The 13,225-nt window shown below is 55.0% G+C and carries 8 protein-coding genes and 1 pseudogene; 3 read left to right on the plus strand and 6 right to left on the minus strand.

Annotated features, from left to right (window positions below; all coding sequences use genetic code 11):
* Window positions 1–265 precede the first annotated feature (265 nt).
* Genes NANH_RS0115550 through NANH_RS0115560 form a run of 3 tightly spaced genes read right to left on the minus strand, consistent with a single transcriptional unit; the run spans window position 266 to window position 6,741 of the window.
* Window positions 266–3,496: a type I restriction endonuclease subunit R gene (locus NANH_RS0115550; protein WP_027262878.1), complete on the minus strand. Its 3,231-nt coding sequence runs from the start codon at window positions 3,494–3,496 to the stop codon at window positions 266–268.
* Window positions 3,497–3,520: 24 nt separating this feature from the next.
* Window positions 3,521–4,711 carry a restriction endonuclease subunit S gene (locus NANH_RS27485; protein WP_051372447.1) on the minus strand — a complete coding sequence of 397 codons (1,191 nt, stop codon included), beginning with the start codon at window positions 4,709–4,711 and terminating at the stop codon, window positions 3,521–3,523.
* Complete coding sequence (locus tag NANH_RS0115560) at window positions 4,708–6,741, minus strand: N-6 DNA methylase (protein ID WP_027262879.1); 2,034 nt, start codon at window positions 6,739–6,741, stop codon at window positions 4,708–4,710. Before NANH_RS0115560 ends, NANH_RS27485 begins: the two co-directional genes overlap by 4 nt.
* Window positions 6,742–7,147: 406 nt before the next feature.
* Here NANH_RS0115560 and htpX point away from each other — a divergent pair, with 406 nt between their 5' ends.
* A complete protein-coding gene (gene htpX / locus NANH_RS0115570) occupies window positions 7,148–8,071 on the plus strand; it encodes a zinc metalloprotease HtpX (RefSeq protein ID WP_027262880.1) in 924 nt (307 codons plus the stop codon).
* Window positions 8,072–8,463: 392 nt separating this feature from the next.
* A complete protein-coding gene (locus NANH_RS0115575; RefSeq protein WP_036049915.1) occupies window positions 8,464–10,860 on the plus strand; it encodes an SIR2 family protein in 2,397 nt (798 codons plus the stop codon).
* A 108-nt stretch (window positions 10,861–10,968) separates the two neighbouring features.
* Here NANH_RS0115575 and NANH_RS0115580 read toward each other — a convergent pair.
* From NANH_RS0115580 to NANH_RS29705, 3 genes and pseudogenes are all read right to left on the minus strand, one after another.
* Window positions 10,969–11,172, minus strand: a pseudogene (locus NANH_RS0115580) (transposase); the annotation flags it as partial.
* Window positions 11,173–11,958: 786 nt separating this feature from the next.
* Window positions 11,959–12,336, minus strand: a complete 378-nt coding sequence (locus NANH_RS0115585; RefSeq protein WP_074920641.1) for a Mu transposase C-terminal domain-containing protein — start codon at window positions 12,334–12,336, stop codon at window positions 11,959–11,961.
* A 321-nt stretch (window positions 12,337–12,657) separates the two neighbouring features.
* On the minus strand, window positions 12,658–12,957 hold the full coding sequence (locus tag NANH_RS29705) for a DUF4113 domain-containing protein (protein WP_322786818.1): 300 nt from the start codon (window positions 12,955–12,957) through the stop codon (window positions 12,658–12,660).
* Between the two features lie 51 nt (window positions 12,958–13,008).
* Between NANH_RS29705 and NANH_RS26355 the strand changes: the two genes are divergently transcribed.
* Window positions 13,009–13,225: helix-turn-helix domain-containing protein (locus tag NANH_RS26355; RefSeq protein ID WP_036049918.1), on the plus strand; the 217-nt coding region annotated here is incomplete at its 3' end.

Consider the following 13,225-nt stretch of genomic DNA (forward strand, 5'->3'; position numbering starts at 1 on the left):
AGGAAATTTTAGATCAATAAATCGAAGTCTGATCGCGGTGGGGGAAGCACGGTTGCTCGCATCTAAGAATTCCCCTTGATTGCGTCGCGACCGCCGTCACTGCGGCGCACATGAGATCATCGAGTAAACCCGCAGCCCCCCAACGATGCCTGACCGCAGTCACCCATGGTTTTTAGCTCCAGATGAAACGCATAGAAGATTATAGGGTATCAATCACCAGCGCAGGGGCGCGAGGAAGGACCGGACCGCAAATCACACCGACGAGCTATACATACGGTCTATCGCTCATGTTGTATTGAGTTTCGAAAAATTGAAACAACACGTCTGTTTTAGTATCTAACGCGTCATCGTCGTATTTTGTTGCCGGTAAGCCGGTATTTTCATCATAGAGCAGGTCATAAATTTCCTGTCTAAGACCGTCTCTCGTACTCTGCTTTTGAAATATGTCCTGAACCTCCTCAATCTTTTTCCGGATCGCCATCAGGAGACTTGTTGACGCCGATTTTATCTGACGAATCTCGGCCTTCGTCAGGTCCGCGCGAACCAGTAAATCGAAAACCGGTTTTTGCTCCGCTGTCAGGCCAAGTGCCACATGCGCCTGGGCCGCTGCTTCCATCTCGGCCGTAAGGCGCATCAATGCTTCGAAGGTTGCCTCGATGGTATTCTTGTCCTTCTCCTTGTTATACTCAGAGACTATTTTGTCGAACCGTTCGCGGAAATCATTCAGCGTCGGATTATCAGCAAGCATTTTTGCGAGCCGTTTTTGTAAGACACTTCGCAGATCCTGCAGATCACTGGCTTTGCGCTCACTTTTGGCAAATTCTCTGCGCAACAACTCGAAATTGACCTTGGATATGTCGAATATCCGGTTTTCTTCACCGTCAGGTTGGATGTCTATAGCTCCGGCAACGATCGCGTTCAGCTTCTGGATTATGGCCGATGTGTCAGCGGCGGCCTTGTCCTCTTGCAACGAGCTGTAGATGTAATTGATCGCTTGGTGGTCTGGCTTGTAGATCTCCACCTTCGCGAAGGTCAGACACGCCTTGTATTTGCGGAACACGGCGCGCGCGCCTATTTCGAAACCTTTTCGGGTCTCGTCGTTGGTGTTAATAAGCTCTTTCGCGTCCTTGAGCGCTTTCAGCTTGTCGAACCCAGCGGCGGTCTTCATTCGATCGAGATCGTAGCCGTCATCTCGAAGGCGTTCCCGAACCAGTCCGATGGCCTCAGCAAGCTCACCGAGCAGTTTTTCCTCAGGATTGAGAGGATCGACCTCGGGGCTTTCACCATCATCGCCGCCCATCGCCCCCCCGCCGGTATGCCCTGCGAACGTCGCGAGCGCCTTCCGCAGGTTCTTCAAAATACCGCAGTAGTCAACGATCAGGCCATTGTTCTTGCCTTCCTTAACGCGGTTGGCGCGGGCAATGGCCTGCATTAGCGTATGTGCCTGCAATGGCTTGTCGAGATAGAGCGTGGAGAGAGAAGGAACATCAAACCCGGTCAGCCACATGGCGCAGACGATCACGATGCGGAATGGGTGATCTTCACGTTTGAAGGCGCTGTCCACATCCAGACGCTTTTCAACCTCGCGCCCTCCAACTATTTCCTTGACCGTGAACCCGTCTTTCATCCTTTTTCGATGTGGGATGATGTCCAAGCCCCAGTCTTTGAACTTCTTGATTTCACCTTGTTCGTCGCTGACGACGACAGCCATTTGGGTCTCGCGCATCCACTCTATCTGCTGCAATCGAATGACCCGTTCCTGATCATCGGCAATCGCCTTCAGCTCGCCTTCAAGCGCCTCAATTCTGGCCTGCCAAGCCTCCTGAATGTAGTTGTGCATGCGCACGGCTGTGACCTTGTCGATGGCCACGAACATGGCCTTGCCGCTTTCCCAATTGGTCGAGAAATGCCATGCAAAATCCTGCGCCACATGGCGAAGCCGGGGTTCGGCAGTCACCACATGGTATTCACGCTTCAGCTCGTCTGAGAGTTTGGCCGCCACATCAGGGTCGTCGATTTCTGCCTCAGCGATTGCCTCGGCGAGTTTTTCGTTCAGGCCATTACCGGAAACCTGGAGTTTGTCCCCCCGCGCATCATAGAACAGCGGCAGAGTTGCACCATCGGCAATGGCATCCTGAAAATCGTAGGTCGACAGATACGCCCCAAACACCTGTTTGGTGATCTCGTCATTGGCGAACAGGGGCGTGCCGGTGAAGCCTATAAAGCTGGCATTGGGCAACCCCTTGCGCATGTTGAGCGCCAGGGTGCCGTATTGGGTGCGGTGCGCCTCGTCTGTCACGACGATCACGTTGTCCCGCTCCGAGTAGACCCCGCCCTCGGCCTCTGTGTCGGTGAACTTCTGGATCATCGCAAAGACGACCTTCTTCTGCTGGCCAAGCAACCCCCGCAGACCTTTGGCCGATCCAGCCCGGCAGGGGTCCTTGTCGTTGTTCGCCAGCCCGACAGAGGCGAAGGTCTTGTAGATCTGGTTGTCCAGGTCGGTGCGGTCCGTCAGCACGAGGAAGGTATAATCGCCGCCCAGCTTGCGATGCACCTTTTGGGTGAACAGCGCCATCGAGAACGATTTGCCCGACCCCTGGGTATGCCAAAACACTCCCAGCTTGCGGTCCAGAATCTCACGCCGCTCCACGGCATCAACAGCCCGGTTCACGCCCAGATATTGGTGGTTCTTGGCCAGGATCTTTGCCGGGCCATCCGCCGTATCCGCGAACAGGATGAAATTCTCGAACAGGTCCAGCAACCGCCGCTTGTCGCAGACGATTTTCAGCAACGCCTCCATCGGCAGCATGGCGTCGCGCCTGTCGCTCTCATCCACCTTCAGCCAATCGGCGAAATGCTCATAATCCGCGGTGATTGACCCCATTTTCGCCTGCTCGCCATTGCCCAGAATGACAAAGGCGTTGAAGTGGAACAGATGCGGGACGGTGTCTTTGTAATCCGACAGGTTCTCGTTATAGGCGCGGCGCAGGTCGCGGTCGGGGCGCTTCAGCTCGCAGAACATCAGCGGCAGGCCATTGACGAAACCGACGATATCGGCCCGCCGCCGGTGGGCATAGCCGCGTATCCACATTTCCCGCACGCAGAGAAAATCGTTGTTTTCGGGGGTGTCATAATCAAACACCCGCAGCCGTTCGATCAGTTGCTCGCCGTCCTGGCGGAACTTCACCTTCACCCCATCGCGGATCAGGGCGTATTTGTCCTGATTGATGCGGATCAGCGATTGCGAGCCGAAGATGTCGGTGATCTCGCGCAGCGCGTGCTGATAGGCCACATCGGGCAGGCCGGGGTTGAGCCGCACCAGCGCCTCGCCCAGATAGCGCGTCAGCACCACCTCCTTGTCCGAGCGGCGGCCCAGCGTGCCCTCGGGGCCGAAACTCTCGCGGTTCCAGGCCATGACCGAGCGCCAGCCGTGGGTCTCGGCGAGGTAATCGGCCATGGTTTTCTGGACAAGATTGTCTTCGGTATAATCATTCATCGGTCTGCACTCATGGGGGCAAGGCTACATGGAAACAGGAATACGTCCATCCATGAGACGCGGGAGGAGAAGATCGCGGGCAGCGGTGAGTTGGGCGTTCTGATCGCGAAGGTTTTGCATTTGAATAAACCAGGTTTGCACTATTTCGGTAAAGTGAGAACCCGTTCCCTCATCGGGAAGAATAATCTCTTGATCCTTCAGAAACTTAAAGTGGCGAGCATAAGCATAGTTTGAAAGATCAACGTTGATCAATGCGAAGTAAAACTGAATCTGTGATAGCCTATCGTCGTTTGATTTAATGATCTGCGTGCCATCAGCACCTCTTGCAAAGGGAAAATCGACATACTTCAGCGCTCGGGTGTGATCTCCGAAAACTATAAGTGGCAGTTCATCCCTATAAATCGCTTCACTATTGTTGGTGAAACCACCGACGAATGACTGCCCTTGGTCGACGCAAGGATATGAACCAACTTGTTCGTATTCATCTTTTCGGACTTTGGGTTTGGCTTTAACCTTCAACAATAGATCTTTGACCTGCTTGACTTCCCACCTCTCCGGCAGCCCATCCTTGAAGGACGCTGTCTCATGGCCGGAGAAGCGGAAGTGGACGAACCATTCGCGGTAGAGCAGCCTTGCGGCCTGCTCCAACAGCGCAATCCGCCGCCGGTTGTTCTCGATCAGGTCGTCATAGGCCGAGAGGATCGCCGCAATCCGCTCTTGGGTGTTCTTGGATGGAAGGGGCACTGGTAGTCGCCGCACAATACCAAGGTTCAATAGTGGAACCGCACCTCCGTTATTCTGGGATTCGATATACGAGACCATTCGTTTGGAAGAAAGCCAGTAGTATACAAAAAGTGGGTCGGCTTTTTCGGTATCTAACCGTGCTCTTATCTGTTTGTTTGAGATTATGTAGTTTTTGTATCTTCGCTCTTTAGGAATGAGGCCAACTTGGCCGATCGAACCAGCGGCGGTGAAGATGATGTCGTCTTCTGTAGCCACACAGTTTGGAAACTCTGAGGCTTTTTCTTCGGTGAGGTATACAAATCCCTCCTCAATAAACTTCTGCGCCCCTTTTGTAATATTGTTTCCGCGAATTACTGGCACGCCTTCCGCTACGAAAAAACGTGACCCAATATTTGAGCCGAACGGCCCTGAAACAAGCGATCCCTTCTTGGGCGCGATAAGCTCTCCAAGAGGTACTGTTTCCCAACTCATACAATCAACTCTTCAAAATTCGCCGCGATCAACTCGGCCAGCTCCGCCGCCTCTGCGTTCAGAGTCTCCAGTTCCAGATGGATTTCCTTGATCGTCGCGTCGAAATCAAAATCCTCATCCTCCACTTCCGGCGCCACGCCCACATAGCGCCCCGGCGTCAGGGAGTAGTCATTGGCGGCCAATTCCTCCCTGTCCACCAGTTTGACCAGCCCCTCCACATCGCGCAGCCGCCCTTCGGGAAAGCGCGACAGCAGCCACTCGGCCTGCGCCTCGAAATACCGCGCGCGCTTCAACGCCCCAGTTACCGTCAGATGCACCTCCGGATCGCCGGTCAGCGCCACGCGGGCCTCGGCGATGGTGGTGAGCAGTTTTTTACCCTCTGCCGCCTTCGCACCACCCGCAACCGTCGCGTCCTGCGCCTTTTGCGCCAGCTTGCCCAGATGGTCGATTTCCCTGATCAGTGCCTTGGCCTGATCCGCCATGGGCTGCATCGCCGCCTGCGCCGCCGTTAGCGCAGTGATCTCCGCCGCCACCTCGGGCAGCGCAGCGGCGGTCGCGATGAAGCCCTCGGCATCGGACCGAAACTTGGCGATACCGGCCTTGAGGTCCGCGGTGTCGCTGTGCTTGGCAAAGTGGCTGTTCGCGACGTCAAAGCTTGCCAGAAGATCGGCAAAATCCGCCGCCTGCGCCTCGGCCCGTGCGGTGTTCAGATACTCCTGCACCAGCCCCGCGAACCGCCCTTCCTGCCCGCGATAGAGCCAGACGATGGACGTGAGGTTCTTCATCTGCTCGGGCGAGAAATCAAAGATCTTGCGCGTCACCTTGCGGAACACATGCCGCGCATCCAGCATCAGCACCTTGTCGCGCAGATGCTCGGGCTTGCCCTTGTCCATGAACCAGATCTCACAAGGCACCGTGCGGGTGTAGAAGAAGTTGCCCCGGATCGCGCACATGATGTCGATGTCGCCGGTCTTGACCATGGCCTCGCGCACCTTGGCCTCCTGCCCACCAGCCGAAGACGCCTGCGACGACATGACGATGCCAGCCCTACCCCGATCCGACAGGTAGGAATGGAAGAAGGACATCCAGATATAGTTGCCGTTGGAGACCTTGCCGGCCTTGTTCACACCCGGCAGGCCAAAGGACAGACGCTTGTCGTCCTTCATCTTTTCGGCGTCGATCTCATCCACGTTGAAGGGCGGATTGGCCATTACATAGTCGAACGGCCCCTGATCCTTGTGCGGGTCTTCGTAATAGCTGATCGCCTTCTGGATATCCCCCTCCAGCCCGTGAACAGCGAGGTTCATCTTGGCGAGGCGGATCGTGGTCGGGTTCTTTTCCATCCCGTAAAAGGTCAGTTGTTCGTTTGGATTGGCCTGCATCGCTTCGACGAAATGCGCCGATTGCACAAACATGCCGCCCGAGCCACAGGCTGGGTCGATGACCTTGCCGCGTGTGGGTTCGATCACGTTCACGATGGTTTCGACGATGCTGACTGGCGTGAAGAATTCGCCGTTGTCGTGCGCCTTTTGGTCGGCAAACTGGGTGAGGAAGTATTCATAGATGCGCCCAAAGACATCGCCATCGGCCTTTTGCAGCGCCGGGTCATTGAAGATGCGAAGAACCTGGCGCAGGGCGTCGTCGTCCAGTTCCTCGTATTCCTGCTTGGGCAGCAGACCTGTCAGGCTCTCATAATCTTCCTCGATGGTCTCCATCGCGTGAATGACGGCCGTCGAGGGGCTTTGATCTTCAGGCAAGCTGATCAGATAGTCGAACTGCGCCTCGGGCCGCAGGAAGATGGAGCTTCTGCTGGAAAAATCGGCCTTCGTCAGATCACGCGTTTTACCGCCCCGGGTTGGTAGGGTCGGCGCGATCTCATCGCGGACTCGCAGAAAGCGCGAATATGCATGGCGCAGGAAGATCAGGCCCATGACGGGCATGAAATACTCGTTGCTCGCAAAATTCGACGTGGACCGCAGCACATCTGCTGAGCTCCACAACCGTCGTTCCAGATTTCCGATACGTTCCAAAGGACTACCTCGCCACCGTTTGTCGTAATCATCTCTACAAGAAGAGGGCATGACAACGCCAGATTGCGTTTCACATTGGCAGTTCGGCCATCCTGGAGGTAGTTTTAATGATTAAACACATCCTAATAGTGTCAATTCGCCAAGGTTGGTTTGCGAGGGCCGGTAGCGTCGTCATGGCGCAATCCGTCTCAGTCTCACTCACATCTACCATATGTAGCCCGGAAACGTGATGCTGCCTATCGTTTGGGCGCCACTGAAGTCATTCCCAAGCTCCAGTTCCAAACGGCCCGGACTGGTCATTCCAGTCACGTCCGAAAGAAGGTCCGGTCTGGCGCCCATGCTTGCACGGTTCGGGAACCTCCCCATATTTCCTTCACTACCTCAATTCGAAGTTCGGAAGACCAATATGGGCTATGTAAAGACAGCAATGCTGATGGCCGCGATGACTGCGCTTTTCATGGGTGTGGGCTACCTCATCGGCGGATCGGGTGGTGCGCTGATCGCGCTTGTCGTCGCAGCGGCGATGAACGCCTTCACCTGGTGGAACTCGGACCGCATGGTCCTGCGTATGCACAACGCCCAGCCGGTGCCCCCAGGCGATCGGATGGGCCTATATGCCCTGACCGCCGAGCTTTCGCGGAACGCGGGCCTGCCCGAGCCAAAGGTCTACCTGATCGACACGCCGCAGCCCAACGCGTTTGCCACCGGTCGCAACCCCGCGAACGCGGCGGTTGCGGTGACCTCGGGCCTGCTGCGCAGCCTGTCGCGGGAGGAGCTGGCCGGCGTGATCGCCCACGAGCTGGCACATATCCGCAACTACGACACCGCGATCATGACCGTCACCGCGACCTTCGCCGGGGCGATTTCGATGCTGGCCAACTTCGCGCTCTTCTTCGGTGGCTCGCGCGAACGGATGGGGCTGATCGGCACGCTGCTGATGATGTTCCTTGCGCCGATGGCGGCGGCGCTGGTGCAGATGGCGATCAGCCGGACGCGGGAATATGCTGCCGACAAGGCCGGAGCCGAGATCTGCGGCGAGCCGCTCTGGCTGGCCTCGGCATTGGAAAAGATCGCCATGGGCGCGGCGCGGATCGACAACCACGCCGCCGAGCGCAACCCCGCGACCGCGCATATGTTCATCATCAACCCGCTGCACGCGCATAAACACGACAGTCTCTTTGCGACACATCCCGCGACCGAGAATCGGGTGGCTGCGCTGCGTGCTATGGCACCGCAACGCGGGCGATCTTCGGGCACCGCCGGTCGGCAGATGTCTGGCAGTCGTATTCCCAATACCAAAAATCGCGGACGAGCCGGGCCTTGGTCTTGATCAAGCTCATCTCATGCGAGGCCGATCATGCCATCAAGTTGGAACTACCTCAGGGTTCATCTCTTTACCAACCGCCTCGGTCTGCAACCGGCCCTGAGCCGACAATGCCAAGCAACCAGCCGAACGTCGGTTTTGTGCGTTGCTTGGTATGGTCAGGAAAGGAGGTTTTCGAGAAGGTGGTGAGACGCCCAAGAAAATTTGACGAAGGGTAGCTTCGTTCGGATCTATCCGCCAGCCACGTAGGACCGGAGGTCTGTCCCAGTCCCATGTCACTCGTTAGCTTTTCAGTGAAGGTGGTGATGTTCAAGGCTTGCACCCTTCACGCCTTTCTTGTTGACTGACCCGCGCAGGGAAAAATACAAATGTAGGGTACCATAGCATTGCCAGTCTCAATGAAAGAATTCATTGGTCAAGTTGACCCTGAGAAGACCGTTCTTCTTTTTGGAGCGGGCGCATCCATCCCATCAGGAGCACCAGGCGTTGATGCTTTGGTCAAGCACTTCGCCGATAAGTATGATTTAGACCATGAACTGGACTTAGCTGAAATAACATTTTTGGCTGAAAAGAAAACCAGCAGACGAAAAGTTATAACTGACCTAAGACGGTTTTTCCCACACGTGAAGCCAAAAGGTGGGCTCCTGAAAATCCCGCGGTGGAGATGGAAGGGTATTTATACAACAAATTACGATACCTTAGTAGAGCAAGCGTTCGAGCGCGCGAACAAAAAATGCAGAGTGTACTCTTCCAATTTTGACTTCCACATTGATGAGGAAGAGTTCCATTGCGAGTTTTTCAAGATTCACGGCACAATAGATAAGGATGTGTCAGACGGCAATCAAAGTAGGATTATCCTAACGGTTGATGACTACGATCAGACCGAAGATTTTCGTGAGCAACTCTACGATCGGATGCGAGGAGACCTTGCTGGTGCCGATCTCGTGATAATCGGGCAATCACTATCCGATCCAGACATGGATGCCTTGGTAAAGCGTGCAGCGAAAATCAATGCCAACTGTCTCTCGCCTGGACAGATTACACTGCTGATTTACACCGAGAATCAGAGCCGGGCTCAGCTTCAAGAGAGAAAAGGTTTGCGTGTTGTATTTGGCGGCGTAGATGACTTCTTCTCGGAGCTCGCCAAGAGACCGCCGAAAGTTGTTTCGTCACTTGCTTTGCAAAGTGACGACGTCCTGACCGGCACCCATATCCTTAATTCTGTAGTTGAGGTTTCGGAAGTTTCGAATGGCGCCGAAGCGGATGTGAGCTCCATGTTCAATGGCTGGCCCGCGTCTCACATGGAGATCGAAGCGGGACTGACCTTCGAAAGAGACATTTCACGTGAGATTGCGAAGCACTTTGAAGAGCCGGGTATCCTTTCCGGGGTAGTTCTTGGCGCTGCCGGTGTCGGGAAGTCGACAGCAGCGCGGCAAGCACTCCAGCTTCTTCGTAGAGCCGGCTTCAGGGCTTGGGAGCACATAAATGAACACACATTAAGTGTGTCCAACTGGAGAAAGATCGCTGCCAATCTCAAGGAGCATGAACTCGTCGGCGTCCTATTAGTCGACGAAGCCCACTCGCACTTGCACCAGCTAAATGAGCTGATGGATCTACTTGTAGCAGATGATAATCCTCATCTCAAAATTTTGGCGGTTTCGACGAAGAATAATTGGATCCCTCGGAGCAGAACGCCGAATTTTAACCGTTGCGGGAAAGACTTTTGGCTCTCAAAGCTTTCGAGTGAGGAAATTGATCGGCTCCTTAACTTAATCGATCGACAACCTCGCATCCGTGAACTCGTCGAAGATTCCTTTAGCGGCTTCAACAAGGCGGAACGTAGACGCCGTTTAGTACATAGGTGTGAGGCAGACATGTTTGTTTGCTTGAAAAATATTTTTGCCTCGGAATCTTTCGACGATATTATTCTTCGGGAGTTCGCCGGCCTTGATGGCGGCCCCCAAGATATTTATAAGCACGTCGCCGCAATGGAAACACTGGGTGTCCGCGTTCATCGGCAACTTGCCATACGAATGCTAAAGATTGAACCAAGCAGAATCGCAAGCATTTTGGAATCTCTCGATGACATCGTAGAGGAGTATCCCATCGAAAAGCGCCATGGCATTTTCGGCTGGAAATGCAGACATGGCGTGATTTCGGAGATCGTTACGCGGTATAAGTTTGGCGATCTTGAGCAGATCATCGCTCTCCTCGACCGAGTAATCGACAATATATCTCCATCATATGACATCGAGGTCAGGACACTACGTGAGCTTTGCAATCTCGATGGCGGACTATCAAGGATTCCTGAAAAGAAAGAGCAAAACCGATTGTTGAGACGCATGATATCCATGGCGCCGGGCGAACGGGTTCCACGTCATCGACTGATACGAAATCTCATCGATCAAGGAGAGTTCGAAAAGGCTGAAACTGAAATCCGTGTTTTCAATTACGACTTCGGCTCTGATGGGCCTGTTCATCGCTACAAGATAAAACTTATGGTTGCACGGGCGGCGCGCGCTCCCGGTCTACTTGATGAGGATAGAATTGCGATTCTTGAGCAGGCTCAGGAGCTTGCTTCCACAGGTGTTGCCAGGTTCCCAAACAACAAAAGTATCCTTTCCGCTTATGCAGAATTGGGTTTGGAATATCTTCGTCGCACGGGGTCATACAGCTTTTTCGACGCTGCGATGGATGAGCTGAAGGCCGCAGAGGCCCGCCTTGGCGATGCCGACATTACCACCATGATAAGTCGCTTCGAGCGTCGCGCCGCCGGTTCCGAGGTCGATTGTTGAACTTGCTGCGGAAGCGGCCATTCGCATGCATCGCAGCGAAGGACCGTTTTCCGGGGAGTGTCATGAAGCCTGTGTATCTGGCCCAGCCCATGCCGGTTTCTGATACGGTCACGCATTGAAGCGCTCCTCGAACATGATAGCAAATTGGTTGCGGGCGGCATACCACTCTCGGAGATTCCGTCCATCCTTTTCAAAATTACGGATTGCGAGGTAGATCAGCTTTGCGGCCGCGTCGTCCGTCGGGAACGAGCCCCGTGTCTTGATCGGTTTGCGGATCACGCGGTTGAGGCTTTCAATGGTGTTTGTCGTATATGGGCATGGGGGGAATATCCGCGGCGGTATGGGTGCTTCCAGGATCGTCCCATTGGTGACTGGGACGTCTGGCTGAATGTCTTGAATGTCGAAGTTGAAAATCGGGCCAGCGAGCGCGGCCTTTTTGATGCATTTTACGGCCGGAGTTCCGGTTGGGACAATGATGGCTGGCGGGAGATGGCCGCAGTCTCTCAATGCGTGCTGAAGCCACTCGAATGGGCTGGATTGTTGTCCATCCATGAGGCAACCGAAAAGGGGCGGGCAGCACACAGGTGCTTCAAGACTCCGCTATGGCAATCGGCGCTGTCGCTCGACACCGATAGCATGCTTAGCCCTGCGCCAAGGCATTGACTTGAGTCGCCGTTCGCTTCGCGGACGAGGTTATATTTGGATTTCGGAAGTTTCCGGGTCCGCTTTGCTCTTTTATCTGTCGAAGGCCACCACTGTGTGTAAATCTGGCTGCTTCGTGGATGATTGAAGGGGCGGAGTCTGCCATGGTCAGCCTCCTGGGATGGATTTGAGCGGGTTCGGTTCCACTTGGAATTTCGACTTCCAGCCCACTGGGCATGGAGATCATCGCATCGAGGGAATGATCAGTCCCCACAGCGCGCTGTTTGTCAGCGATGATCATCGAATGTCTTTGCGCCGGGTTAATCAATCATGACCGACCGGCTTAGCTTGCCTCCTTTCCGTATGCAAAATTGAATTCCAAGAAGGCCGACACGTGCTGTGCGTCCGTCCTGTCGGATATATGGGAGTGATGATGCGGAGCCGGAAGAGATTTTTTTACAGCCCGCAAACGGCATGTTTCTGATGGTGGCCTTCAGAGCGTGGCGAGTAGCCATACAGTATTGAGTGCCGGGGCGCGGCTCGTGTCGGACATTTCACCAGAAATCTTCTTCGTCCTGCAGCCGGATGGCCAATGTCATCGTCAATGCTGGTCACCGAAGGCAGTTCGATCCACTTGCCATCCAGTTCCACGGCAAGGGCGCCAATATCCTCGGAATAAAAGCGGATCCGCACTTTCTTTGACCTCGCATGCATGAACCAGCGGGCGAGTACCTCCGAATGGTAACGAATGCCCAGCACGGTGATCCCCTTCTTCGTGACCGTTTTCTCCCACCGCGTGCCGAGCGCCTTGCGCTGCGGTTCCACGGACGGCATGGGCGCAACACCATATTTCGCAACCAACCTGTGTCAGCAATTGCGCGGAGTTTTGCCATCAAGCCCGACGTGGGGGCGGCGGTGGTAAACATCCACAACCCAGCAGACCAGGGCCTCGCTCAGGTCCTCAATGGTTAAGCGGTGCACCACGCCGCCACTTACGGCATGACGCCTGATCTGCGATTCAGAGGCTTCTTTGGTTTGAAGGGGGATTATGTATGGGAGCTACAAGCGAATTTCTGGCAAGATTGGCGCGTCGGGCGGATGGTATATCCGCCGTGCAAGGCCTATCAAGCGGCGCGCGCTATGCGCCGAGTCTTTTTATCTGACGACTGGCAGATCGGACAGCCGCGTGGTGTATCGCGGGCTTCTATGATCCGATCGTAAGCTCCAGGGGCGCTTCATACCCTCACTCGCCAGCACCATCGTTTTTTTCCCGAAGCGGCGGTTCACCTGATCGAGCGCGGTCATAAGAGCTTGAGATTTTGGGTTCTGCACATCGAACAGCGTCAACGGCCGGTCTTCAAGCCGCAGGAGATCGTCCAGCAAAACCCCCGCCTGTTGATTGTCACTGAGAACTGACCCGGCAACTGCAGAAATTGTCATTGAGAATTGACCCATGTGCAACCTTGCCCCTGCTTGATTCAGCTGGGGGCTATTGGAGTGGTAGACATGGGATTTTTGAGGGTCATTCGGAAATGGGCGCTGCGAGACAAGATGCCCATTCGCGAGATTGCGCGGCGAACAGGCGTGTCTCGCAACACGATCAAGAAATATCTGCGGGCCGGGATTGTCGAACCCGAATTCCAGAGACCGGACCGGCCGAGCAAGCTGGATCCGTATGCTGAGAAGCTGACAGCTTGGTTGCTGTCTGAGCAGCGCAAAACAC

Origin of the sequence: Sedimentitalea nanhaiensis DSM 24252 (assembly GCF_000473225.1) — a bacterium.
GTDB classification, from domain to species: domain Bacteria; phylum Pseudomonadota; class Alphaproteobacteria; order Rhodobacterales; family Rhodobacteraceae; genus Sedimentitalea; species Sedimentitalea nanhaiensis.

Excerpts from the sequence above, each read along its gene's own strand:
- htpX (WP_027262880.1), top strand. The coding sequence starts at position 7,148 with ATGGGCTATGTAAAGACAGCAATGCTGATGGCCGCGATGACTGCGCTT.
- NANH_RS0115550 (WP_027262878.1), bottom strand. The coding sequence starts at position 3,496 with ATGAATGATTATACCGAAGACAATCTTGTCCAGAAAACCATGGCCGAT.
- NANH_RS27485 (WP_051372447.1), bottom strand. The coding sequence starts at position 4,711 with ATGAGTTGGGAAACAGTACCTCTTGGAGAGCTTATCGCGCCCAAGAAG.
- NANH_RS0115575 (WP_036049915.1), top strand. The coding sequence starts at position 8,464 with ATGAAAGAATTCATTGGTCAAGTTGACCCTGAGAAGACCGTTCTTCTT.
- NANH_RS29705 (WP_322786818.1), bottom strand. The coding sequence starts at position 12,957 with ATGGGTCAATTCTCAATGACAATTTCTGCAGTTGCCGGGTCAGTTCTC.
- NANH_RS0115585 (WP_074920641.1), bottom strand. The coding sequence starts at position 12,336 with ATGCCGTCCGTGGAACCGCAGCGCAAGGCGCTCGGCACGCGGTGGGAG.